Origin of the sequence: Acinetobacter sp. SM34 (genome assembly GCF_022012365.1) — a bacterium.
In the GTDB taxonomy this organism is placed as follows: Bacteria; Pseudomonadota; Gammaproteobacteria; order Pseudomonadales; family Moraxellaceae; genus Acinetobacter.
This window is the reverse complement of sequence record NZ_JAKLTP010000006.1, coordinates 1-24388: the sequence shown is the minus strand read 5'-3', so window position 1 is coordinate 24388 and position 24388 is coordinate 1. Positions and strand designations below refer to the sequence as shown.

Annotated in this window: 21 protein-coding genes; 6 read left to right on the top strand and 15 right to left on the bottom strand. The window is 41.2% G+C overall.

Annotated elements, in window-relative coordinates:
* Positions 1–21 precede the first annotated feature (21 nt).
* From miaA to tsaE, 3 genes are read right to left on the bottom strand one after another with little or no spacing between them, the layout of a single operon-like run.
* Entirely contained in the window at positions 22–966 is a 945-nt protein-coding gene (miaA, locus tag LZZ98_RS06710; RefSeq protein WP_237787173.1) for a tRNA (adenosine(37)-N6)-dimethylallyltransferase MiaA, read from the bottom strand.
* Between the two features lie 6 nt (positions 967–972).
* Complete coding sequence (gene mutL, locus LZZ98_RS06705; protein WP_237787172.1) at positions 973–2937, bottom strand: DNA mismatch repair endonuclease MutL; 1965 nt, start codon at positions 2935–2937, stop codon at positions 973–975.
* Entirely contained in the window at positions 2930–3406 is a 477-nt protein-coding gene (tsaE, locus tag LZZ98_RS06700; RefSeq protein ID WP_237787290.1) for a tRNA (adenosine(37)-N6)-threonylcarbamoyltransferase complex ATPase subunit type 1 TsaE, read from the bottom strand. Before tsaE ends, mutL begins: the two co-directional genes overlap by 8 nt.
* Before the next feature lie 151 nt (positions 3407–3557).
* Between tsaE and LZZ98_RS06695 the strand changes: the two genes are divergently transcribed.
* From LZZ98_RS06695 to LZZ98_RS06685, 3 genes are all read left to right on the top strand, one after another.
* Complete coding sequence (locus LZZ98_RS06695; RefSeq protein ID WP_237787171.1) at positions 3558–4463, top strand: pseudouridine synthase; 906 nt, start codon at positions 3558–3560, stop codon at positions 4461–4463.
* 115 nt (positions 4464–4578) lie between these two features.
* A complete protein-coding gene (locus LZZ98_RS06690) occupies positions 4579–4914 on the top strand; it encodes a type II toxin-antitoxin system RelB/DinJ family antitoxin (RefSeq protein ID WP_237787170.1) in 336 nt (111 codons plus the stop codon).
* A 92-nt stretch (positions 4915–5006) separates the two neighbouring features.
* Positions 5007–5450 carry a GNAT family N-acetyltransferase gene (locus LZZ98_RS06685; protein WP_237787169.1) on the top strand — a complete coding sequence of 148 codons (444 nt, stop codon included), beginning with the start codon at positions 5007–5009 and terminating at the stop codon, positions 5448–5450.
* 3 nt (positions 5451–5453) lie between these two features.
* Here LZZ98_RS06685 and LZZ98_RS06680 read toward each other — a convergent pair whose 3' ends face one another.
* The gene (locus tag LZZ98_RS06680) at positions 5454–6164 is read right to left on the bottom strand and encodes a pseudouridine synthase (RefSeq protein WP_237787168.1); all 711 of its coding nucleotides are present in this window, start codon (positions 6162–6164) and stop codon (positions 5454–5456) included.
* Between the two features lie 139 nt (positions 6165–6303).
* Between LZZ98_RS06680 and LZZ98_RS06675 the strand changes: the two genes are divergently transcribed.
* Positions 6304–6756, top strand: coding sequence for a DUF441 domain-containing protein (locus tag LZZ98_RS06675; RefSeq protein WP_269091592.1), 453 nt, complete (start codon positions 6304–6306; stop codon positions 6754–6756).
* A gap of 53 nt (positions 6757–6809) precedes the next feature.
* Here the strand turns inward: LZZ98_RS06675 and LZZ98_RS06670 are convergent, their stop codons facing one another.
* The 9 genes from LZZ98_RS06670 to hrpA form a co-directional block, all read right to left on the bottom strand.
* The gene (locus LZZ98_RS06670; RefSeq protein ID WP_237787167.1) at positions 6810–7985 is read right to left on the bottom strand and encodes an MFS transporter; all 1176 of its coding nucleotides are present in this window, start codon (positions 7983–7985) and stop codon (positions 6810–6812) included.
* A gap of 166 nt (positions 7986–8151) precedes the next feature.
* Entirely contained in the window at positions 8152–9072 is a 921-nt protein-coding gene (locus LZZ98_RS06665) for a LysR family transcriptional regulator (RefSeq protein ID WP_237787166.1), read from the bottom strand.
* Positions 9073–9558: 486 nt separating this feature from the next.
* Positions 9559–9921 (bottom strand): hypothetical protein, encoded by a 363-nt coding sequence (locus tag LZZ98_RS06660; RefSeq protein WP_086199941.1) that lies wholly within the window; start codon positions 9919–9921, stop codon positions 9559–9561.
* Between the two features lie 306 nt (positions 9922–10227).
* A complete protein-coding gene (locus tag LZZ98_RS06655) occupies positions 10228–11211 on the bottom strand; it encodes an ion transporter (RefSeq protein ID WP_237787165.1) in 984 nt (327 codons plus the stop codon).
* A gap of 110 nt (positions 11212–11321) precedes the next feature.
* Positions 11322–13037: an AAA family ATPase gene (locus LZZ98_RS06650; protein WP_237787164.1), complete on the bottom strand. Its 1716-nt coding sequence runs from the start codon at positions 13035–13037 to the stop codon at positions 11322–11324.
* 88 nt (positions 13038–13125) lie between these two features.
* Positions 13126–15132: a hypothetical protein gene (locus LZZ98_RS06645; protein ID WP_237787163.1), complete on the bottom strand. Its 2007-nt coding sequence runs from the start codon at positions 15130–15132 to the stop codon at positions 13126–13128.
* 505 nt (positions 15133–15637) lie between these two features.
* Positions 15638–16396 carry a lysophospholipid acyltransferase family protein gene (locus tag LZZ98_RS06640; protein ID WP_237787162.1) on the bottom strand — a complete coding sequence of 253 codons (759 nt, stop codon included), beginning with the start codon at positions 16394–16396 and terminating at the stop codon, positions 15638–15640.
* 11 nt (positions 16397–16407) lie between these two features.
* Positions 16408–17517: a beta-ketoacyl-ACP synthase III gene (locus LZZ98_RS06635; RefSeq protein ID WP_237787161.1), complete on the bottom strand. Its 1110-nt coding sequence runs from the start codon at positions 17515–17517 to the stop codon at positions 16408–16410.
* A gap of 28 nt (positions 17518–17545) precedes the next feature.
* Positions 17546–21433: an ATP-dependent RNA helicase HrpA gene (gene hrpA, locus LZZ98_RS06630; RefSeq protein WP_269091600.1), complete on the bottom strand. Its 3888-nt coding sequence runs from the start codon at positions 21431–21433 to the stop codon at positions 17546–17548.
* A gap of 526 nt (positions 21434–21959) precedes the next feature.
* Between hrpA and ahpC the strand changes: the two genes are divergently transcribed.
* On the top strand, positions 21960–22523 hold the full coding sequence (gene ahpC, locus LZZ98_RS06625) for an alkyl hydroperoxide reductase subunit C (RefSeq protein ID WP_086175987.1): 564 nt from the start codon (positions 21960–21962) through the stop codon (positions 22521–22523).
* 398 nt (positions 22524–22921) lie between these two features.
* Complete coding sequence (locus LZZ98_RS06620) at positions 22922–23128, top strand: KTSC domain-containing protein (RefSeq protein ID WP_237787160.1); 207 nt, start codon at positions 22922–22924, stop codon at positions 23126–23128.
* 48 nt (positions 23129–23176) lie between these two features.
* Here LZZ98_RS06620 and LZZ98_RS06615 read toward each other — a convergent pair whose 3' ends face one another.
* Both LZZ98_RS06615 and LZZ98_RS06610 read right to left on the bottom strand, forming a co-directional pair.
* Positions 23177–23767 (bottom strand): O-methyltransferase, encoded by a 591-nt coding sequence (locus tag LZZ98_RS06615; RefSeq protein ID WP_237787159.1) that lies wholly within the window; start codon positions 23765–23767, stop codon positions 23177–23179.
* Between the two features lie 62 nt (positions 23768–23829).
* Entirely contained in the window at positions 23830–24051 is a 222-nt protein-coding gene (locus LZZ98_RS06610; RefSeq protein WP_237787158.1) for a DUF1653 domain-containing protein, read from the bottom strand.
* Between the last annotated feature and the right edge of the window lie 337 nt (positions 24052–24388).

The following is a 24388-nucleotide window of genomic DNA, read 5'->3' as shown; positions in this document are numbered from 1 at the left end:
AGATAGTTACTAAATTTTGCTTTATCCGTAACACTTTCGCAAGTCCTCTTGAGCCTGCGTGACCGTCAAATATGTTTTAAATTTATGCGATTCTTGCAAAGATCTTAACCAGGTATATTGACGTTTTGCCAGTTGTCGTGTTGCAAATAAAGACTTATCCTCCATTTCTCGTTGTTTTTCGTTACTTCTGTCACTTTTTTGTATAAATTCTAGAGCTTGTCGATAACCAACTGAGCGCATGGATGGTAAATTATCATTTAAATCGTATTTTTCAATCAGCCTTTCCACTTCATGTAAAAATCCGATATCCCACATAGTTTTTAGGCGTTGTTCGATACGCTTATGTAATTCTACACGATCAGGCAATAAAGCATGATTATGAAAAGTGTAACGATAGGGTATATTTTTGGGTTGCTCGGCTTGTAGTTTTGTAATTGGCTGTCCGGTCAGCTTAAATACTTCCAGGGCGCGGATGATGCGTTGTTTATCAGTGACTTTAAATTTCTGACCCGCTAAAACATCAACTTCACATAATTCCTGGTAAATAGCTTCCCAGCCTTCACGCTCTGCTTTAGCCTCAATTTCAGCACGTACCGCATAATCTGAACTGGGCAAATTACTCGACAATCCTTCCAATAAAGCCTTGAAATACAGCATGGTACCTCCGACTAAAATCGGAGTTTTACCGCGCGCATGGATATCATCAATCAACACACAGGCATCTTCTACAAACTGGGCAGCCGAATACACTTCCAAGGGCGTAATAATGTCGATCAGATGATGTGGATAGCGCGCCTGTTCCTCTTTAGTCGGTTTGGCGGTACCAATGTCCATATCCTGATAGACCAGCGCAGAATCGACAGAGATCAGCTCAAAATGACCTTGCTCATAAAGTTCACATGCCAAAGCGGTTTTACCACTTGCAGTTGGTCCCATTAAATTGATGACCGGCAATTGATTCGACATGTACAACTACTCTCCTCGAGCAAAAAGTTTATCTAATTGTGAAAGTGGAAATGCACGCCAAGTTGGACGTCCATGATTACACTGACTGGCAAATTCAGTTTGTTCCATTTGGCGCAGCAAAGCGTTCATTTCCGAAAGACTTAAGATACGGTGTGCACGTACAGCACCATGACAGGCCATACCTGCTAAAATTTGATCGCGCTTTTGCAGCAATCCCTGAGCTTCGTCATTGGGATCGAGATCATTCAGCAATTCAGGCACTAAAGCTGTAAAATCAGCCTTGTGCAAAATAGCAGGCACACCGCGTACAATCACCTGCTCATCACCATACTGGTCAATTTCCAGACCCAAGCGCGCCAACTGACTTTTTAAATCATCCACACGCATAGCCTGCATACGACTGATACTGATCACTTTAGGAATCAGCAATTGTTGTGAGGTCCAGAATTCAGGTTTATCCCATGCAGTCTTCATTTGCTGCAATACAATGCGTTCATGCGCTGCATGCATATCGACAATAATCAGGCCTTCAGTGTTCTGTGCCAGAATATAAATGCCATGCAACTGTGCAATGGCAATACCGAGTGGATGTTCATCCACATAGGTAGATTGTTGTTTTTCTGCATTACTTAGGCTATTCCTTATGGAAGATTGAACATCCGCTTCTTCCCGCAACGGTGCAAGATAGCTTTTTAAGGCATTATTCAGCTGCTGTGAGCCTGCGTAGCTATTTGTTGCCGAGGATGACGCATAATGCACTGTTTGCGGACTGCTGGAATTAAAATTACTGAGCAAATCCGTGGAAATTTGTGCTTCTGGTTGTGGCGTATAGGCATCTACCGCCTTATGCAGTTGAAATTGTTCCTGATAACGCGGCTGAGGTTGTAGCGAAGCCATCTGGTCTGCTTCATCTCTTTTCATTGCTGAAGCCAGCTCAGCTGTGGCCGTTTGAAATTGAGACAACTTTTCTTTAGCAAAATGCCTTACAAATTCATGAACTTCACGCTGGTTTAAAAAACGGATTTCATGTTTGGTGGGATGTACATTGACATCAATATTTTCAGGATCCACCTCTAAAAACAGCAAATAGGCAGCATGTTGATGGCCATGCAGAATGCCGTCATAAGCCATACGCAAGGCATGCGAGATGGTTTTATCTTTGACAATCCGTCCATTCACATAGACATATTGTAAATCTGCCTGGGCTCTTGCATCTGATGGATGTCCTAGCCAGCCAGATAGGCGCATATTAATACTGTCGGCATCGATCCAGTAAGCATTCTCGGTAAATTGTCGGCCCAATAATTGCTGTACACGCTGGAAGCGCAGTTCACCACTATCTGCAACCGGCAAATTCAAACGAATAGTGTTATTATGTTCTAAAACAAAACGAATATCAAAATGGGTTAAGGCCAGACGACGGACAATTTCTTCAATATGCCCAAATTCAGTGCCCTGTTTTTTTAAGAACTTGCGACGTGCCGGCACATTAAAAAACAAATCCTGTACCCGAATATGGGTGCCTTTTTGCGTTGCGACCGCTTGAATTTCCTGATGATCAAAAGCCGTACCATTGACTTCAACCTGATAGCCCACTCCTTCATCGTCTTGACTGCTGCATAGGGTTAGCCGCGAGACTGCGGCAATAGAGGCCAAGGCTTCACCACGAAAGCCCAAACTGACAATGGCATGCAAATCATCTGCCGTTTGAATTTTACTAGTGGCATGACGCATTACCGCCAGAGCCAAGTCTTCAGGATGAATGCCACGGCCATTGTCAATAATTTCAATTAAGGTGCTGCCACCTTGCTCAACCCGAATAACAAGCTCCGTCGCACCCGCATCAATCGAGTTTTCCAGTAATTCTTTGACTACGGAGGCGGGACGTTCAATCACCTCACCCGCAGCAATCTGGTTCGCCAGTGCAGGATTAAGGGTATGAATACGACGCAAGCTTACATCATCATGCATTGTTAAATTGACTCGCTAAGGCTTGTTGTAATGCTTCAGATGAGAAACTTAAAGTTGCGCTACGTGTTAGCTCATCTTCAGACTTTTCAATATTGATGATCAGATCCGGCTCTGGTATTTCATCACCACCTTTGGATGGCCATTCAAATAAAAATAGCGCATCCGGTGTTTCTAAATAGTCACGAATACCCATCAGTTCAAGTTCATAAGGGTCATTCAAGCGGTATAAATCGAAGTGGAAAATGTCTTTTCCGTGAATATTATACGGTTCTACCAAGGTATAAGTTGGGCTTTTTACTGCCCCTTTGTGCCCCAAACTTTGCAAGAAATAGCGGGTAAGCGTGGTCTTGCCTGCACCCAAATCACCAATTAAGTAAATCACGCCCGCGCTAAAATGCTGTGCCAAAACCTGTGCTAAATTTTGGGTATCGTCTTCATTGTTTAAGGCCAGTTTAAATGAATACTGCATATTACTCACGACATGATTTCAAAGACCAATTATGATAGCATCGCACCGCTTTATTGCCCATGCTCGCACTTGCAAATGTGTAACTTTTCCTACATTTCCTTGTAAATATTATTCATTTTGATTAACGACAGATTGATCCAAGACAAATCACATGACCAGCACTGAATTTATTCCCCCCATGATTGATGGCGTAAGCGCAAGTAAAGTTTTTCTGCCCAAAATCTCTCCAGCACCGAACAATGTCTTTCAATATCTGTGTCAGCAGTTTCCACATATTGCCCAGAATGAATGGCTGCAACGTTTTGCCGATGGTTTAATTTATAATGCCTGCGGTCAGCTACTAAACTGTGATGCGCCTTATACCGAAAATAGTCATGTGTTTTATTACCGTTTTTTAGCTCATGAAATTCATGTTCCTTTTGAACATGAAGTTTTATTTGAAAATGAACACTTGCTGGTGGTCGATAAACCACATTATTTAACCATCAGTCCGACCGGACAATATGTGCAAGAAACTTTGCTGGTGCGATTAAAAAAACAGACTGGCAATGAGTTTTTAACTCCGATTCATCGGCTAGACCGCGAAACTGCAGGTGTGGTTTTATTCTCCAAACAAGCCTCTACACGTGCAGTTTATCAGGAGATGTTTGCTAGACGTGAGGTGAAAAAGACCTATCATGCCATTGCGCCTTTTCATGCCAATTTAACATTTCCTTGTTATACACGTTATCGCATGGAAAAAGGCCAGCCGTTCTACACCATGCAAGTGGTTGAAGGAACAATAAACAGTGAAACAGAGATTGATTTAATCGAGCATGATGCAGCATGGGCTAAATATGAGCTTAAACCCACCACCGGCAAGCAGCACCAACTGCGGCTGCACTTAAGTAGTTTAGGCATTGCCATTAAAAACGATCCCTTTTATCCAACAGTACAACACAAAAGGGAAGATGATTTTTCTGCTCCACTTCAGCTTTTAGCCCAGCATATTGCTTTTTTTGATCCTCTTTCCCAGCAGGAGATGGCTTTTTCATCTCATTTTGATCTGACATTGTAATATGCTTGTCATTACAAATTATTTTGGTAAATATGGTGTATGAATATTGAAATTACATTAGATTTGATTAAAATAAATGCTGAAAAGTTAAGTAATTAGACGTATTTAAAAAATCATGAGAAAAACCGAAGTTTATCAAATACGACTGGATTCCCAAGAAAAAAAGCATGCTTTTGCAGTATTTAAACAATTGGGCATTACGCCTGCACAAGCAGTCCGACTATTTTTCAGACAAGTTGTTTTAACAAAATCTATTCCATTTTCTATTGAAAATCAGAATATTAACCTTGATCAACTGCAAAAAATCCGAAAATTAAAGCAACAACAAAACACTTCAAACACCCCTACAGAACAGGCTGTTTCTCATGATCAGGAGTTTGATTTGGATGATGATCATTTAGACTTGTTTGAAGAGCTGAATGCGATTTTGGGCGAAAGTGACAAAACTTAACAGTGTCGCATTTACAAACAAAATTTAGAAAAAATCTTATATAAACTTAGGTATGCTTCATGCAAAGACAATAAAAAAGCATGGAGTATCGCATGATCGTAAGACGCGCAACTTTAGAAGATTTACATCCCCTTGCTGTTTTATTCGATGAATATCGCCAATTTTACGGTGCTTCTTCCAATCTTGATTTATCTTATCAATACTTAAAACAACGTTTTAAAAACCAGGAAAGTATTATTTTTATTCACGTGAAAGATGATGTCTTTACCGGTTTTATTTTGCTGTATTTGGGTTTTTCTTCAGTATCGTGTTCTATTTATTATATTCTGGATGATGTTTACGTCACCCCAACTTATCGTCGTCAGGGTTCCGCTAAACAACTGATTGATACTGCTATTTTATTTGCCCGTCATGAAAATGCGATTCGCATTAGCCTGGAAACACAAAAAACCAATTATAAATCACACCAGCTGTATGAAAAAATGGGTTTTGTCAAAGATAATGAATTTCAAATTTATCATTGTTTCCTCAAATAACGATTAAACCGTCATTCGTGTCTTGGCCAGTTCCACCTGTGCGGCGCTGAGATAAATCCACTGCCCTTCTTCCAGATCAGTCAATTCCAATGCACCAATTTGTTGACGATGTAATTGCTCAACTTTATTGCCTACCGCCGCCAGCATTCGTTTCACCTGATGATAAACGCCCTGATGAACGGTAAACTGCAATTCGTTTTCTGCAAGTTGCACAAGCTCCGTTGCAGCAAAAATACCTGATTCGTTGCGTAATTCCACGCCCTGCTCCAGTTGCTGGATTTGTTGGGCGGTCACAGGATCAGACGTATGCATGCGGTATACTTTCGCGACATGTTTTTTCGGATGGGTTAAGGCTTGTAAAAATTGTCCATCATCGGTAAGTAATAACAGTCCACTGGTATCCTGATCCAGACGTCCTACACATTGCAAGCCACGATTCATCAACACATCATCAAACAAATCGAATACGCTAAAATGATGGGTAGCCTGATGTGAACACTCATATCCTTGCGGCTTATTTAAGGCAATATAGACCTTTTCCCGATAATCAAAAGTTCCACCATAGACGGAAAAACTGAGCCCGTTTAAATCCAGTTTATGTTTTGGATTGGTGATCACTTCACCTTGAATGGCAATCGCCCCATTTTTAATGAGCTGCTGGCAATGTTTACGCGAACCAAAACCCTGCGATTGCAACATCTTTTCCAACAACATAGACCCAACCTTTTACTCTCACGGAATACTCATTCTATACTGAAATGAGGACTATTTTTCTTGTTCCTGCCTTTTCAGGCATATCTACCGTCAAAACCTTATACAATATGCATGATTTATCACTTTCTCCCTTTAAATAATGTCCCATTTAGATTTAAACCTGATCGTGCTGCTGGTTTTATTGGCCTGCGGTATCTTTAGCCATAATAGTGCCGTGACCATTGCTGCGGGCGTACTGATTGTTTTTCGCATTACCCCACTGAGTGAATATTTCCCCTACTTGCAGCAACACGGTTTAAATATTGGCATCATTATTTTAACCATTGGTGTGCTCACGCCTATTGCCAGTGGCAAAATTCCCGGAGATGCCATTTTAAAATCCTTCTTAAGCTTTAAATCATTGCTTGCCATCGCCATTGGCGTACTGGTCGCATGGTTGGGTGGACGTGGAGTGAAACTAATGACCAATCAACCCGATGTGGTTGCAGGTTTACTCATCGGAACAGTTGCAGGCGTTGCAGTATTACGTGGTGTTCCGGTAGGTCCTTTAATTGCCGCAGGGATACTGACCCTGTTTATTGGACATTCTTAGATTCTCAAATCTTAAGCCTGCAAATCAGCACTTATAGGTCTTCACCTCAAGAACTAGGCAGCTTTTCGAAATAAAATTCCGGTTAAAAGCATGCCAATCAGGGACAGGCTTGCCATTAAAATTCCCACCCAAAACCATCCGCCTGTGGCCAGTACAATTGAGGCAATTAGAGGCGGCAACAGAAATTGCGATGTGGCGGAAAATTGCAAGACCAACCCGATTGTGGTGGTAATGGCAATTGGCTTTGCGGAAAAATTTAACACTTGGGAAAACACTACAGCTGCTACCAAGCCGCCAAATAATGAAAAGCTCAAAACCAATATAAATTGCAGACTAAAGGGCAAAATTTCACGTAACAAATAAAAACTCAGGGCACATACCATTAAGTTAGCAAAACCGGTTTGGACTAAAGTTTGAGGCCGAAAACCACGCTGTAACAGTAAGCCACAGGTAAAGGTACCAATGGCATTGGCAATTGCCACCATAGCAGTTAAGGCACCTGCCATTGCTAAAGAAATTTGATATTGCTGATAAATACTGGGTAAAAAACCGACCAAACCAAACCATTGCCCAGCATATACACCAAAAATAATGGCCAGAATCCACGCGGGAGGATGTTTTAAAGTCATTTGAATTAAATCTAAAATCGCAACTGACTGGGTATAAGTTTGCGCTGTGGGAATAATCACGTAAATCACACAGGCCAAGGCGAGCGATAATAAGCCAAAACAAATCCAGACCCCTTGCCATCCGATGTTATTGAGCAGAAAGGGAGTACATAACAAGCCTATTCCCATCCCGCCTCCCATATAGGCGCTCCACAGCCCCATCTTGGCTTGCAACTGCTCAACAGGAACCAATTGGCGGACAAAAGCAGGACCACTTAAAGTAATCAGTAAAAATCCAAAACCCTCTACCACACGCAGTGCCAGCAACGCCGAGAATTCCTGCACAAAACCACCGGTGAAACTGGCGAATGCGAGTAAACTCAAGCCCAATAGTACACAGCGTTTTAAGCCAATTTTAGCGGTATAACTGCCCAGCACGAGTGCCATGCACATACCAGCAACTTGCACCAAGGACAATAAAAAACCGGCTTGCACCAAACTGATGCCTAACTCGGTTTGTAGTACAGGAACCGCAGGTGGCAATTTCCCGACATGCATAGCAGCGACAAATCCTGCTGCAATAATCCATAAATCTTTGCTCAGCAAATGCACGGAACTCACAACCCTCTCCTTCAGCGATTCCAGCGCTAGACTAGCAAGAATAAAAACGATTTTTTATCGTTGATTTATATCGACTTAGAACTTAGAACAATCAGTCTGGTATTGACTCATTCCATTAGAAATTTCATCTGGAGTTTTGAACCTGTGCAAAATTCAGCACACCCTTTTAAACAGAATAATACTGATTACGCTTTTGCGAGAATTTAGCCAGTTGCTTTAAGAAACCTTCAAAATAACTTTTCTCTTTCTCTTCAGTTCTATAGCCCGCATACAAAGTACGGCGCAAACCTGTAGAAGATACACAGTCTAAACGGCGTGAAGTCACCCAGCCTTTTTGCTCATATTCATTTACCACCCAGTCTGGAAGTGCCGCAATACCGCGACCACTGGCCACTAGTTGAATTAACATCTGAGTTAAATCCGTGGTTCGGACCTGTTTCGGCTGAATATTCGCAGGAATAAACAGTTTCGCCATGATGTCTAAACGGTGTTTATCGACCGGATAAGTAATTAGGGTTTCATCAGCCAATTCTTGTACGGTGATGCGTTCGGCACGAACTAAAGGATGGGTGTTGGATAAGACTAACCGCGATTCATATTCAAAAATCGGGAAATATTCAATACCTTTTAAAGCAATCGGATCTGCGGTAATCAGCAGATCAAATTCTGCATTTTGCAGCAATTCATGCGGATTGGCTTCAAAACCTGAAGCAAAATCTAGGTCTACATCCGGATATAAATGACGATATTGATTGAGTAATGGCATCAACCAGTCAAAACAGCTATGACATTCAGATGAAAAAATAATTCGCCCGGTCTGGCCATGCACAATGCGGGTAATGTCGGTTTGGGTAATCTGGATTTGCGGCAATACATCATCTGCCAATTTCAGTAAACGCTGCCCCACATTCGAAAAAGTGACCGGACGGCTACGACGATTCACCACTTCTACCCCATACCAGTGATCGAGTTCTTTTAACTGATGTGAAATGGCCGATGGTGTTAAACACAGGTCATTGGCAGCAGCCACCAGTGAACCATGTTCACGCAATGCCGTTAAAGTTTTGAGATGACGAATTTCAAGCATGAGTAAGGGTCCAGCAAAACATCGTTTTGCCCTTACGCAAGGCTTCCAGCTATGCTGGAAGTGCGAAGGACAATAAAAGCAGCTTTGCCTGAGCGCAAGACGAGAAGCTATGCTTCGAGTGGCGAGGATCAAGCAAAACTTAAAATAAATGAAAACCATGAATTTGACTGTATTTTTTCTATTTATCTGAAAACGAATACTCAAATTCAGCAACTCATAAATGAATATAATTCACTATACCATAGAATTAATTAGTCTGTTTCATGTTTGGTTTTATCCGAGGATGTTTTCAACAAAAATGAGCTGCCTTTAGAAAAAACATCATGGCCCCTGCTGTCCCATAGTTGAAGTCCATGGGTTAGAAGTACGTAAAGAAGCGGAAGCTGCATAATCTATAGAGTCGAGCCATAGATTTTCAAAAAAGAGAGTAAAGCAAAGATAGCTCCTTTATAGGGGCTATTTTTTTATCATCAAATTCATAATGAACTAGCTAAAGTTATAATATTGTCCGGTGCTAAAGTCATACAGACTGATGGTCGAGCCTGAAATGGTGATTTCATAATAACTTGAGTTGCCATAATGATAACCTTCGTATTTTTTTATGCCTTTCTTTTTTAAACTTATAAATTCGCTATGACCATAATCGTAGAGGTTAAATTCCCGTCCAGTGTTTCGTCCCTCAAAAACCGCTGACCGCTGGTAATCATACAGTTTTGCTTCTTGTGCATTTACATTACCGCTGATTTGAGGATATGCACTTTCATTATAATCATAAATATTTGATTTATGATTGCCAAATTCCAGCTTGGCCACCACTAAGGCAAGCGCTGCTCTTTGATACTGTTTCATATATTTTCCTTTGAGTTTTTATTATTTTAAGTCAGTGAAAAAATCATCCTGTTTTTTTCACTTTACAAACTGATCTAGATTATTGTTATTCAGAAACAACATAACAAATTATTTTTCTGACTCAAAGTGATAATTGTTATGAGACTTTACATTCGCCCATATTCTTGCTTGTACTCACAGCAACATAGACATTCAAATATGTCATGGACACAGCCATTCAGTAACGAATTATTAGAAATAATTTATCCTTAAACACAAGCTTGATCAGCAATTTCATGGAAGAGTTTAAGCATTATTAGCTATTTTTTAATCCGGTAATTTTTTCCCACAATGTGGGCAATAGGCATATTGCTCCCGTTCCTGCTTCAATGCATCTTCTCGTTGTTCACGCAGCAATTGGAAAATAATATTGCGCGTTTGCTCTGAAGTGAGTCCCACCTCTTTACGCATACTTTCTATTTTTTCCTGATCATTGAATAGATCAATTTCAGAACTTTGCAATAACTCTCTAAATTTTAATTCCAGATTCTGCTTACGCTGTTCCAGTTCATAGGTCAGGCCGGTTGCCAAGATACCTGCCGGTAAAGCGGCCAGCCCCACGCCCAAAATGGTAATAATTGCGCCCAAAAAACGCCCCAAAGGAGTAATCGGCGTCACATCTCCATAACCCACAGTGGTCAGGGTCACTACCGCCCACCACATCGATGCCGGAATTGAAGTAAACACATCAGGTTGAGCTTTACTTTCGACCACATAAATACAGGCGGCAGCCATCACAATCATGATGCTTAAAATAAAGAGGACCGCCTGAAAAGACCCTTTTTCACGTTCAATCACGCGCAATAGAATTTGTAGGGAGACAAAATAACGTGTCAATTTTAACAGTCGCATGAGCCGTAAAATTCTCAGGAAGCGTAAATCAATAGGCACCCAGAAATTAATATAAGCCGGCAAGATGGCAAATAAATCAATGATTGCTGCACCACTTTTGACCCAATTCAGGCGATTCTTCCATGCACTGTAAAATGGATTTTCTTCGGCAACTGACCAAAAACGGAGTAAATATTCAAGCGAAAAAATGAAGATAGAAAAATATTCGAAAAAATCGAAAAATGCCGCATAGGATTGATACACATCATTTACCGACTCTAATAATATGGCTACCGCATTACCCAGGATCAATAAAATTAAAAAATAGTTGATCGTCCGACTAAACCTGGTTTCGTAGTCTTCATTATGTAAATTGTTATAAACGAATTTTCTTAGTGTATACCACGTGCTAAATGCCATAGCCGTACATATTGTAATTTAAAGGCTGTAGTTTAACCCAAGTTGGAAAAGATGTAATGCGTGACAAGCCAAGAAGCCCTCATCACGCATTCATTTTACTTTACTGCAATTTATTCAACAAAAAGCAAAGCTAAACGTACTTGGTCATAGCCCATACGTGGACTGGTCGCTTCTACAATCGGACGCAGCTTAATTGCACCATCCTCACTAAAGTTTTCAGGACTTTGACGTTTCATCAAGCGTTTATAAATTTTACGCACCTGTTCCACCACTTCATCCCCCGGATGAGCCACGGAAATATCCAAACCCTGCTCTTTATGCAATTTCGCCAAATGATTGATAATGGTCGCTGGGGTTAAACCACGCTCTACGGCAATATCCTGAATTTCGTAACCTTCTTCAAAAAGTTCACGAGTTTCATCCAGTGTAGCCGTAGCATAATTGGTTTTGCCGCCACTCTTGGCAATTTTCTTTTCATTGCGCTGAATTTCAGTTTCATTCAGGGTACCGCCACAATGACGGATAAAGGCCTTATGCTGCGGGCTTAAATCGATCAGTGCAAAATGATTTTCCGCCTCTTCTGACAATTCCTGAAAACGGCGATCGGCCTTAATAGCCAAACTATCCAGTTCCAGCGCCTGAGTATTCATACCTAAAAGTTTCAAGCCATTTAAAGCTTTTAAACGTGATAAAGCCACATAGCCCTGACCTTTCTCAAAGGTATGCGCCAGGTTGATTTCAGCCGCTTCCAGAGTCATGCCTTGTGACTTATGAATGGTAATGGCCCAAGCCAGACGTAATGGAATTTGCTGAAAGCTGGCAATGGTTTTACCAGCATCGCTATCGACCGACCAGGTTTCAGGCTCCACCAGCAGTACCGTACCATCGGTCAATTTTACTTTTGGCAAAATGCCGTGTTCATCATCTTCTTCAAAGCCAATCACTTCGCCCAAACTGCCGTTGATATAGCCCATATCAAAGTTGTTTTTCACAAACATCACTTTGGCATTTTTCTTTAAGGTGAGATTTTCAGGCGCACGAACGGAAGATTTCAATGTTTCGATCAACTTGTCATTGCCATCACAGATGGCGTCAAACTGCTTGCTTTCGGCATCAATAGCATTCAGATGCTTAAAGTTGATGCTATCCACATCCATATTGTGGGTATATAAACGGGTAAAGGTTTCGCCAATATCCTGATGACGGGTTTGTTCCAAGGCTTGAAGATGCTCGGTGCTAATGCTCTGACTACGAATGGCATTCAAGATGTCATTTAAATAGTCATTGCCCTGACGGTGTTGCTCGGTCAGATAACAGACCCGAAATTTCGCCTCAACCCAGGCATCCGACATAAAGCAAAATTTGTCACGGTTGCGTTCGTCATTTTTACCTACCGGCGGTAACTGGAAAAAGTCACCTGCGACAATCACCTGAATCCCGCCAAAAGCTTCATCACTTTCTTTAAAATATTTTAGAACCTGATTGACCAGATTCAGCTGCTTAGCATGCAGCATGGAAATTTCATCAATAATCAGTACCTGGGCATTTTCCAAATGCTCTTTAAGGTACTTGCGCTCTTTCATGTTTTTCAGGTCAGCATCGCCCAGAAAATCCTTGATGCCGATTCCCGCCCAGGTATGAATGGTCATGCCATTCATATGCGTTGCAGCAATCCCGGTTGATGCCGTAATCGCCACAGGCACCTTACGCGCTTTTAAATAATTGATGTACTGATTGAGTGTATAGGTTTTCCCTGCACCAGCCGAACCTGTTAAAAAGACATTTTCGCCTGCTTTTAAAAGCTTGAGTGCAGTTTCTTGTTTCATAAGACCTATAACCGTAAATTAACGGCTATAGCCTACCGATTTTTTCCCTAAAAGTTAAGCCCAGAAAAAAGTTTAGCGACAGCCACTGTCACTTAAATGGCGCAAATTGCAGGTTTAACCAAGAGATAAATTGCAGCGCGATATTCACAAAAAGGTATTCAGTTTTTTTATTGTGCGGATATTCCAACTGGTCATAGATCAATTGACCATCCCGCAGGTAACAGCCTAAAGTCATATGCAGCTTGCCGGTTTGCGAGACCATATGAAAAGCCACATATTCCCTTTCAATAATCCGCTGTGCATAGCTTGCCGCCAGACAATTATGGCACCTTTGCGATTCCTGAATAATGCGCTCCAGATCTGCCAGTTCTTCAAAGCTCCAGCTAGCGAAGTGCATAATCTTTTCTGGCATCACCGGTTGCCATACCACGAGTGCATAATTTTTCTTGAGCTGGCTGATAATTTCCTGCTTTTGAATGTAACTATGCCAATCTGTTGCCTGATGATAAAACCCGATCCAGCTGGTACTTTTTGGTACAGACTGGTTATCCTTAAAAAATTCGACCAGATAATCCCTTACATAGGAATCAAACACAGACACCCGGATGTGCCGACCACGCAAATAAAATACCTGCCGGAACTCATCCAACTGCATTTTGTAGCGCTGCAACACCATATAAAACTCACGATTTTGATGGGTTTCCGGCCGGATATACGCCATTAAATCATGACTAAAATCTTGGGTGATTTTATACAGATGCAGCATATAGGCTTGCATCACCCGACTTAGGCGCAAATAGATTTTTTTAACGGTTTGTTCATTGCCTTTGCTGACATTACGCATGAGTTCCATCCATTCATCCAGATATAAAATGGAAGGGCTAATGGCAATGCGATGATCATCCAGCGCTTGATCTTGCCCTTTCAGCACCACACTATAATTATATTCATGCTCAAACCAGGCTTCCTGCATGGCAAAATAGTGGCAGCTATGAATAAACATGCGGGCTGAACAATGCTGAAAGTACTGCAAGGTGGCCAGAATGACTTGCGGATGAACCTGACTGCTATCGACAAAACTTAGGGCCGTGACTGCCACTCGCACACTGCTCTGTTGAATATTGCGGCTCAACCAGTCCAGAACCTCCGCAGACTGTTTAAACAGCCAGTTTGCCGCACGCGGATAATCAAATAACGGTAATTTTGCTACTTTCTTTTGCCAGACCACGGTCGAAGCATCGAGGAAATTCTGCTTAGACAGTAAATCATCACGCTGCCAAAGTTCACGCCGCATTAATCGCACAAAACCAAGTAAAGCAGGTTGCTCCTGGGCATGCCGATAGAGCAACTGGATATCATCCTGATGCTCCATTAACTCATGCAAGTTAAAGCGCTCTTCAAATGAAAGCGCCATAATGCGATACATGGCCGCAGGTAAAAACTGCGCAGCACTAAAACAAAACTCATCCAGTGCTTCGATTAAGGACTGGATGGGTAAAAATTCATCGCCATACACCCTTTGAATGGAACAGATCTCTTGCAACAGCTGGATCACCGCTTCAGGCAATGCCTTTTTATTCACTACAGAATCAGTCAATACAGCAAAAGAATAAATATTGGCTTTCATCATTAGCTGATCAATAATTTCAGCTTCCGGCAATGAAAGATTTTTCAAATAAGAGCTCACTCGCTCTGCTCCATGCACCCACAGGTACACTTGATCCAGCAATAGCTGTCGCAGCTGTTGGGATTTTTGTCGCAAATAGAGTGAATGTTGCGGCTTTAAATCATTGGTGAGAAAGTACAGGTCATGCAGAATAAATTCTTCTAATAATTCAGCTTTCTGCCCCAAGTAGGTAAAATCACAGTGCAAAATGCTTTTCAGGCCCGACTCTGGTGCATGAAATTGCAGTTGAAATAGGCCATTGGCGACTTGTACAACATGCCACCCCTGATCGATACGAAACATATTTTGTGCATTCAGCCCACCGACAATATTGAGCTGATCTTGAAAAATATCATTTAAACTTTTAGAAATTCTGAGTAACTGTTTCGCAATCCCTTGATATTGCGGTACTAAACTTTCCTGTTCCATACTCGCCCCAAATTAAACTTATCAATCTTGATAAATAATCATCTCATCACAATAATGTATGCTGACTTTAGAATTTAATCAAACCTGCTCGATAATCATCCTAGTTTGATTGTTTAATAATTCATTAGACTTCTTTCATAAATCATTTTTCAATTACTTCAAGTCGCTATTAAATTTAAAATTTAAAATAGGTTTTAACAGGTATTAGAGTCATGACTGTGGCATGGATGCCACACGTTTCCCATCCCTTTTGCTGCATTTTAAAGCAGTGCTTAAAACTGGCTCAGGATGTCGTATATCGTAAACAAAAGGTTTTTCTCGCGGACTCAAAATATATTTTGAGTTCCTCATTTTTACCTGGCAAAAGTAGAGGCAATGCCTACACAAAGGCATAAAAAATGAATCAATCAAATGAGGCCGTGCTGATTTTAAAAAATCAAATATTAAATATTTGTAAATTATCCATTATAAAAAACTATAGAAATAAAAGATTCACCGAGCCTACTCAAACTCTCTCAACTTCACGCTGTTGTTTTAAATGAGCCAATCCTGCATAGATTTGCTGCTGGATTTGGTCACGAAAATCCTGTAATTGCTGCATATCTTCAATATGCGCTAAATTTTGTCGTGGCATAAACTGAAAATAAAAAGCTAAGCGTTTTGGAATCATATTTTTAGGCAATGATGGAATCACATCACCATGCCTCAGCAGTTTATCCAGCTGTGGAACCTTGAGCAGTTTCTGGAACCAGTGACTCTCCACAATAAGATTGGCATCAAAACCCAGTTCAAAGATTTCATCTCCGCCTAGCGCTGCAAACGGAACAATATCATAGTTAAATTCTTGCGCCAGTTTTAGGAAACCGTAACGCTGTTTCCAGATCAACTGATAAGCCTCACCTTTTCTTTTCAATACCTCGCGCCCACCACCAGGAAAGACCAGAATAGAATAGCCCTGTCGCATCGCTGCACGGATATACTCCTTTTCACCGTCCACCGCACCAAATTTCTTAAACAGGGTGCGCCAACCCGGCAAATAAAAATGGCCATGATCAGCAATACTGACCACAGCCACTTTATGATGATTATATAAATAATCAATCAGGATTGGTGAATCAAACACCCCATACAAGGTGTGATTCCCGACATACATTGCAGGTTTTGAGGCATATATATGTTCAGCACCTAAAAAGGTTGGCGTGAAATACATTCTGGACAAGGTACTTAGACGCTTGATCCATCTTGCATCATGCTCAACCTGCAATATATTGCTCCTTATTCAACAACGTGTTTTTGCACAAGAACCGAACCTACAGAATAACCTGCACCAAATGAGCAAAGTACACCGTACTCGCCATCATTCACTTCATGTGCAGTACGGTGCAATGCAATGATCACACCTGCAGAAGAGGTATTGGCAAATTCATCCAGAATAATTGGCACGAGGGAACGGTCCGCATCTTTACCTACCACATATTTTAAAATGAGGTCATTCATGCTGGCATTGGCTTGGTGCAACCAGAAACGTTTAACGTTAGTGGGCGCAATTTCATTTTTCTCAAGTTGCTTGGTAATGATTTTAGCAACCAGTGGACACACTTCTTTAAACACTTTACGACCGTCTTGACGGAACAATTTGTCGTCCACCACCGCATCTTCACTACGGTTTAAATAACCGAAGTTGTTACGGATGTTGTTTGAGAATTGGGTAAACAAATGCGTATCTACAATATCAAAACCAGTTTTAATGGTCGTATCTTCAATAATCGATGCGGTAGCCACATCACCAAAAATGAAGTGACAGTCACGTGAACGGAAATCCGTATGACCAGAAGTAATTTCCACATTCACCAACAATACACGGCGCGCACCGCTTCTGATTGCATCCGCAGCCTGTTTTAAACCGAAGGTTGCAGCAGAACAGGCAACGTTCATGTCATAGGCATAGCCTTGAATGCCCAAAGCAGTTTGAATTTCAATCGCTACAGCAGGATAAGCACGCTGGATGTTTGAACATGAAAGAATGACCACATCGATATCTTCAGCGGTAACACCGGCATTTTCCATCGCCTGTTTAGCGGCAGTTACGCCCCATTCCGCTTGAATAGAAAGTTCGTCATCGCTGCGTTCACGTAAACGTGGATAAAGACGTTTAGGATCGAGCACACCTGATTTTTCAGCAACATAACGGCTTTTAACACCGGATGCTTTTTCAATAAATTCTGCATCTGAACCGCGACGCGCTTCAATCTCACCCGCTGCAATTTTGTCCGCGTTGTCGTGGTTAAACTGTTCCACATAAGCATTTAAACTTGCAACCAATTCATCATTGCTAATGGATTCTTCTGGATGATAAAGACCGGTACCGGTAATACGAATGCCCATGTAAAACTCCCGTTAATTTTGCGCTCTGTTAATTAATGCCCAATTGATTCCATACTTTTTGCAGGCGGGTTGGAGAAACCGGCATTTTTGTTTTCATTGGTTGTGAGAACAGGGAAATACGAAATTCTTCGACCATAAAGTACAGATCTTTCAGGCGAGCGTCATTTTTAAACTTAAACAATTTTTCCATCCATGGGTCAACTTGCTCAATGGCAGAATTATCCCTTTGCAGGTTATTGGGCAAGCGTTCTAGACGCAAGACCAAAGCCTTTAAATAGCGTGGAAATTCTTGCCATATATCGGAAGATTTGACATACACACAGTTGGAAAGACTCATTAAATCAAGCTGATCTTCAAGATCATCAATATTTTTTCCAAAGATAGAATCGTCTAAAACCAACAATTTCCGACGAATATCCTGCCACTGGATATAAATATCGCTCAGTATAGATAATGCCACTTGACCATGAGTTAGGAAAGATTTTTTTACATTTAAAATCAAGTTTTGAAACTCTTCAGCATTGACAGGAAGATCATTTATTGTCATCTGAAGTGTGGCATAAACTAACATCTGCTCCAGTTGGGCCTTATCCCCCAGAGGCGAATAAGCCAAAGCCAGCGGTTTGGAAATCTGTTTTTTCAGTTGTCGAACCAAATCACCCAACTGCATATAAACCAGTCGAATCACCCCTTCACGATGCTGTTTAATGGCTTCAGCCTGATCATTAAAGGTTTGAATCACCACGCCAGATTCATCTTTGGCATCAAGTGCTGCAAATGTTTTGGTCGGTACCAAAGCCTGATATTGCTTCACCATCACACCAGTGATTTTCTGTGAGGCCTCAAAAGTAAAATTGTCGGGGAAAGTTTTAAACTCACCTTTCAGCTGTTTGACCGGACTATGAGTTTCTGTACGGCAACGCGCCTTAAGTTCCGCCAGATCACGGCCTTTTTCAACTACTCGGCCTTTTTCATCAATCACTTTAATGAACGGCAGTAAATACTGGTCAATCCGCTCAAAGGAAAAATCTTTTTCACTGACCTGATCACCACGTAGCTGAAAAGCCAGGAAGCTGAAAATATGCTGGCGTAAATTTACCGCATCTATTGCTTTCATCAGCTTACGTGCTGTGTCCGGAATCGGTACCAAATTACGGCGCTTGTCTTTAGGCAATGATTTTAATAGTGCTTCAATCAAATCTTCACGCCAGCCCGGAATGCCCCATGACCAGATGTTTTCATCGACCTGTGGCAATGCCTGTACTGGAATTTTAACCGTTGCGCCATCTTCATCATGGCTCGGATCAAAACGGTAGCTGGCCGCCAGGCGCAATGAACCGTTATGCAGATAATCCGGAAATTGCTGCGTGGTTGGTTGGTCATTTATCCACAGCGCATCATCTTCCACAAATAAATAGCGTGGATATTGCGGCTCGACCGTGGCACGCCAGTCTTCAAAACTACTGCGGCTGGCGACTTCTTGCGGCACTTTCGAAGCATAGAACTGATAGATGGTTTCTTCATCCACCACTAGGTCACGACGACGCAGCTTATCTTCAACCCGTTCGACTTCTTCCAGCTTGAGTAAATTATGTTTTAAGAATGGTGGCGTAATGCCCAGATTGCCTGTGGTTAAAGCATCGCGCAGGAAAATTTCATGTGCCGCAGCCTGATCAACTTTTTCATAATTCATCAAACGTTTCGGTTCGATAATTAAACCAAACAAGGAAATCTGGTCATAAGCGTTGACAATCCCGGCTTTCTTCGACCAGTGCGGCTCGAAATAGTGATGCTTGAGCAAGTCACGCGCAGCCAGCAAAATCCATTCCGGTTCAATTTTGGCCAAAGTTCGCAGATAAACCTGTGAGGTTTCCACCATTTCAAAAGCCATCACCCAAGGGGTATTGGTTTTATGCAAGGTTGATGCCGGGAATATACGTGCCTTTTGCTGACGCACTGCCATAAACACATTACGTTCATCAGTCTTGTTAGCAATGAAGGACAACAGGCCGGTCAATAAGGCACGATGCAGGTTTTCATAACTGGCTTTTTTATCATTGAAAGATAGTTTTAATCCCTGTGCCAGCTCAAAAAGCTGCTCATGGGTTTTTTTCCATTCACGCAAACGCAACCAACTTAAAAAGTGCTGGCGTGCAAAATTACGACGCTTGTTTTCATTCATCGACGCACGATTATTTTGCAAGGTTTCCCATAACTTGATGTAGAACAGAAAGTCAGAATCAGCTTCTTTGAATAAAGCATGTTTCTGGTCGGCTTGCATCTGTTTATCGGCCGGACGTTCACGTGGATCCTGCACAGCCAAAGCTGCGACAATAATCAGTACTTCATTCAGCACACCAAAATGTGCACCGCCTAAAATCATGCGTGCCAGACGTGGATCAATTGGCATTTTTGCCATTTGCTGACCGATTTTAGTTAGTCCACCTTGTGTTCCCACTTTTTTAGAAGAGCTAGAATTTGAAGATAATTTTTCTTCTTCCACTTTAGGAGAATTTTTCTCATTCATCGCCCCAAGTTCAATCAGCAGCTTGCGACCATCATTGACCAAACGATGATCAGGTGGCTCAATAAAATCGAAACTTTCCAAATCTCCCAGATTCAGACTTTGCATCTGCAAAATTACCGAAGCCAGGTTGGTTCGTTTAATCTCGGGTTCGGTAAATTCAGGACGGCTTTGGAAATCTTCCTCACTATACAGCCGAATACAGACACCCGGTGCAATACGACCACAACGCCCTTTACGCTGATTGGCTGCCGCTTGCGATACCGCTTCAATCGGTAAGCGCTGCACCCGTGAACGATAGCTATAGCGTGAAATACGCGCAAAACCGCTGTCAATCACATAGCGGATATTCGGCACAGTCAGCGCCGTTTCAGCCACGTTGGTGGCAATAATAATCCGTCGACCACCACCGCCAGGACTGAAAATTTTTTGCTGCTCTGCAATGGCTAAACGTGCATATAAAGGTAAAATTTCGGTATGTCGTGGACCATGCTTTTGCAAGATTTCTTGCAGTTCACGAATCTCCTGTTCGGTACTGGCAAAAATCAGGATATCGGCATGTTCCGGATGGCCTTTTTCCTGCGCATCCTGAAAACATTCTTCTACAGCCTGAACCACTGCGCGCGGCAGGTTTTCTTCAAAGTCATCAAATTCATCATCATCACTACCGCCAATGCTCATTTCCGAAACAGGACGATAACGCACTTCTACAGGAAAACTACGACCTTCGACTTCAAAGATCGGCGCATCAAAGAAGTAATTACTAAAGCGGTTTACGTCCAGCGTTGCTGAAGTAATGATGACTTTTAAATCACGACGCTTAGGCAAGAGCTGTTTGAGATAGCCCATGATGAAGTCGATATTCAGCGAACGCTCATGTGCTTCATCAATAATAATCGTGTCGTATTTGGTTAAGTAGCGGTCATTGGCCAGTTCTGCCAACAAAATACCATCCGTCATTAAGCGGACAATGGAATCCTGCGAACCCTGTTCATTAAAACGGATTTTAAAACCGATCGACTCACCCAGCTTTTCCCCGACTTCTTCGGCAATACGTTGCGATACGCTACGTGCAGCCAGTCGACGTGGCTGGGTATGTCCAATCATGCCGGTTAAACCCCGGCCGGCCAGCATGGCAATTTGCGGCAGCTGAGTCGTTTTACCGGAACCGGTTTCACCGGCCACAATAATCACTTGATGCTGTTGAATCGCTTCAATCAGCTTGTCTTTATATTGGGTAACCGGCAGGTCTTGATTCAGTTTGATGTTCGGAACACGTGACAGACGCTCACGAACTTTATGATTCGATTTTTCTAATAATTCCTGATATTGCTTTTCATTGGCATCTTTACCTTTGCGAAGTCGATTTAAACGATGACGGTCACGTGCCATGACCCATTGATCTACATTTAAATGACTGACCACAGATAACTTATCCCAAAACAAAAAAATTGAACTGAGTATTTTACGCTGTAACGTCGCAGAGAGAAAGCCAGCAAGATATTTATTCATGCTGTTTTAAATACAAGAATATTTTAAATCCTCTAGCTTTGAGCATAATTCAAGCGATCAAGTAGCACTTGATCACCAAGTGTCGCCTAAGCCAGGATGATGAGAAATAAGTAAAATTGATTCATCCTAAAAACAAATTTAATTTTTAAAAAATTTACCCTTGAATTTTAGTGCATGAACCTTCATGTTGTTAGACAAGCTGAAGAACTGCGCTTTTGTCATTCAATCATCATGCTTAGATGATTGAATAGATAGATAGAAGAATCAGATTTGGTGGAATTGTAGGCTTTATATTAGTTAATTCGGTTTTTCCGATTTCAATAATATAAAAATACTGTTTCAGCAATAACAAAAAATTCGCTATCCTTTTGGAAATCAAATACAAACCTCAATCATGGAGACAATGATGAGCTTAATTAATACAGAAGTTAAACCATTTAAAGCAACTGCATTCCAAAATGGTCAATTCATCGAAGTAACTGAAGCTGATCTTAAAGGCAAATGGTCTGTAGTATTCTTCTACCCAGCTGACTTTACTTTTGTTTGCCCAACTGAATTGGGTGACCTTGCAGACAACTATGCTGAATTCCAAAAATTAGGCGTTGAAATCTATTCAGTTTCTACTGACACTCATTTCACTCACAAAGCTTGGCATGATTCTTCAGAAGAAATCAAAAAAATCCAATACGTAATGGTTGGTGATGCGAACTGGACTCTTGCTAAAAACTTCGACGTATTAATCGAAGCTGCTGGTCTTGCTGACCGTGGTACTTTCGTTATCGATCCAGAAGGTAAAATCCAGATCGTTGAAATCAACGCTGGTGGTGTTGGTCGTGATGCTCAAGAACTTCTTCGTAAAGTTAAAGCAGCTCAATATGTTCACGCTCACCCAGGTGAAGTTTGCCCAGCTAAATGGAAAGAAGGCGATGCTACTTTAGCTCCTTCAATTGACCTAGTTGGTAAAATCTAATCTGTATTAGATTGAACTGATTCAAAAACCACGCTTTTTAGCGTGGTTTTTTTACTATTAATTTTTTGGTTATTGATTTGTTCTTAAATTAATCTGCATTTGCATTTCAGACTTTATAAATACACATTTATGCGTATTTAGTAGACTATGAATCGTCCGATCAAAAGACATCTACCACATGCTAAACATCATCATCGTGAAGTTTAAAGGTGTGCTTTGACAGTATAGATTTTAATCGGTCTAGTTTGTGTTGTATTTGAAAATAACAGGACACTAAATCTTAATTCCAAGCTACCTTTCGGCAATTATTTCTGTTATACATCAATGATGACCTTATCAGTATGGTCATGCTCAGTAAGACATCAAATGGCTTTGGTCATATAAAAAATGAGGTGCTTATGGGAACACAAATTGCTGTAACTTTTTGGAAATACAGTCCGTCATCACGTTATCTTAAAATTTTTTATAATAATGGTTCAGCTGAACTCTATCACCCTGTTCCGGAATTCATTTATAACAACCTGCTTCGCAGCAATGATAAGGCAGCATTTGTCCATAAATATCTCGAATATGATTTGCACTTTACCCGGGTTTCGATTGATTAAAAAAATCAGGGTTTATCCCTGATTTTTAAACACCATGAATTAATTTTTTTATTTATAACAAATCATAAATAAGCCTGCCCCAATAGACAGGGTCATGCTCATAAAACGTTCATCACTTTTCACCAATTCAATAAACTGTTTAACTTCTGCTGCATGCGATATCACATTATCGACAAACATGACTCCATTTTTGGGATGCAGCATATGCTGCAAATACTGCCAGTAATCAACATAGGTATCCCGTTCCGCATCCAGCAAGATAAAGTCATATTGCTGTTCGGCATTTTCAAGAAAACTTTGCGCATCCCCCACCCAAAAATCAATCACTTCACTTAATTGCAGTTCATGGGCATATTGGTGAGCTTGCCGGGTACGTGCCGGATCAATTTCCAAAGTAGTGACATGACCTTGTGAAGTCTGCGCTGCATTGGCCAGCCATAAAGTCGAATAACCGGTTGAAGTGCCAATCTCCAAAATAGCCTTGGATTGCTGCAGGCGCACCTGCATGGCTAAAAATAAAGCAGAGTCTGGCTCGATATTTCGATAACGCTGGATACGATCTTTTTGTAAGGCATCAAATTTAATAAATCCCTGATACAGCTCATGCATTCGTTTTTGGAATGTCGCACTCATACTCATCGTAGATATCTCTATTTTATTATTCTGTTGAGTCTAGCGTTTATCGATGTCTTTAATCCAGCTTATGTCGTTTCTTGAATTAATTTAAATCTTGGCACAACTTCACCATTCTCGAGGGTGACCATTTCTTGAAACATGGTTAAAGGACGTACCCACATTGAATAATCGCCATATAAACATTGATAAACCACAAGTTTCTCAGCCGTTTCGCTATGGGTGGCAACATGGAAGACCTGATATAATTTGCCTTTATAGTGTTGATAAATTCCAGATTTTAGTTGCATTTTTATAACCTTGTTAGAGCATGATGCCATCATAATCAAAATTGCTCTGAAGTATGCAATCATTTATAAAAAATGCTTTAATTTTGATTAAATACTTGAAAATTCACATTAAACCATCACCTATTTGATAGAACATCATTCGTAAATAAATTATCAATCTATTAAAGCGATTGTTTTTATATAGATGAATCGTTTTACCTATTTATAATTTTAGCCTACTATGGCTTTATTAAATAAGCATTTACTCCCTTGGAGACGTTAGCCATGTTAGATCAAAATACTTCAGCCCAACTTAAAACCTTACTGCAACGTCTGGAAAGCCCGATTGAACTGGTCA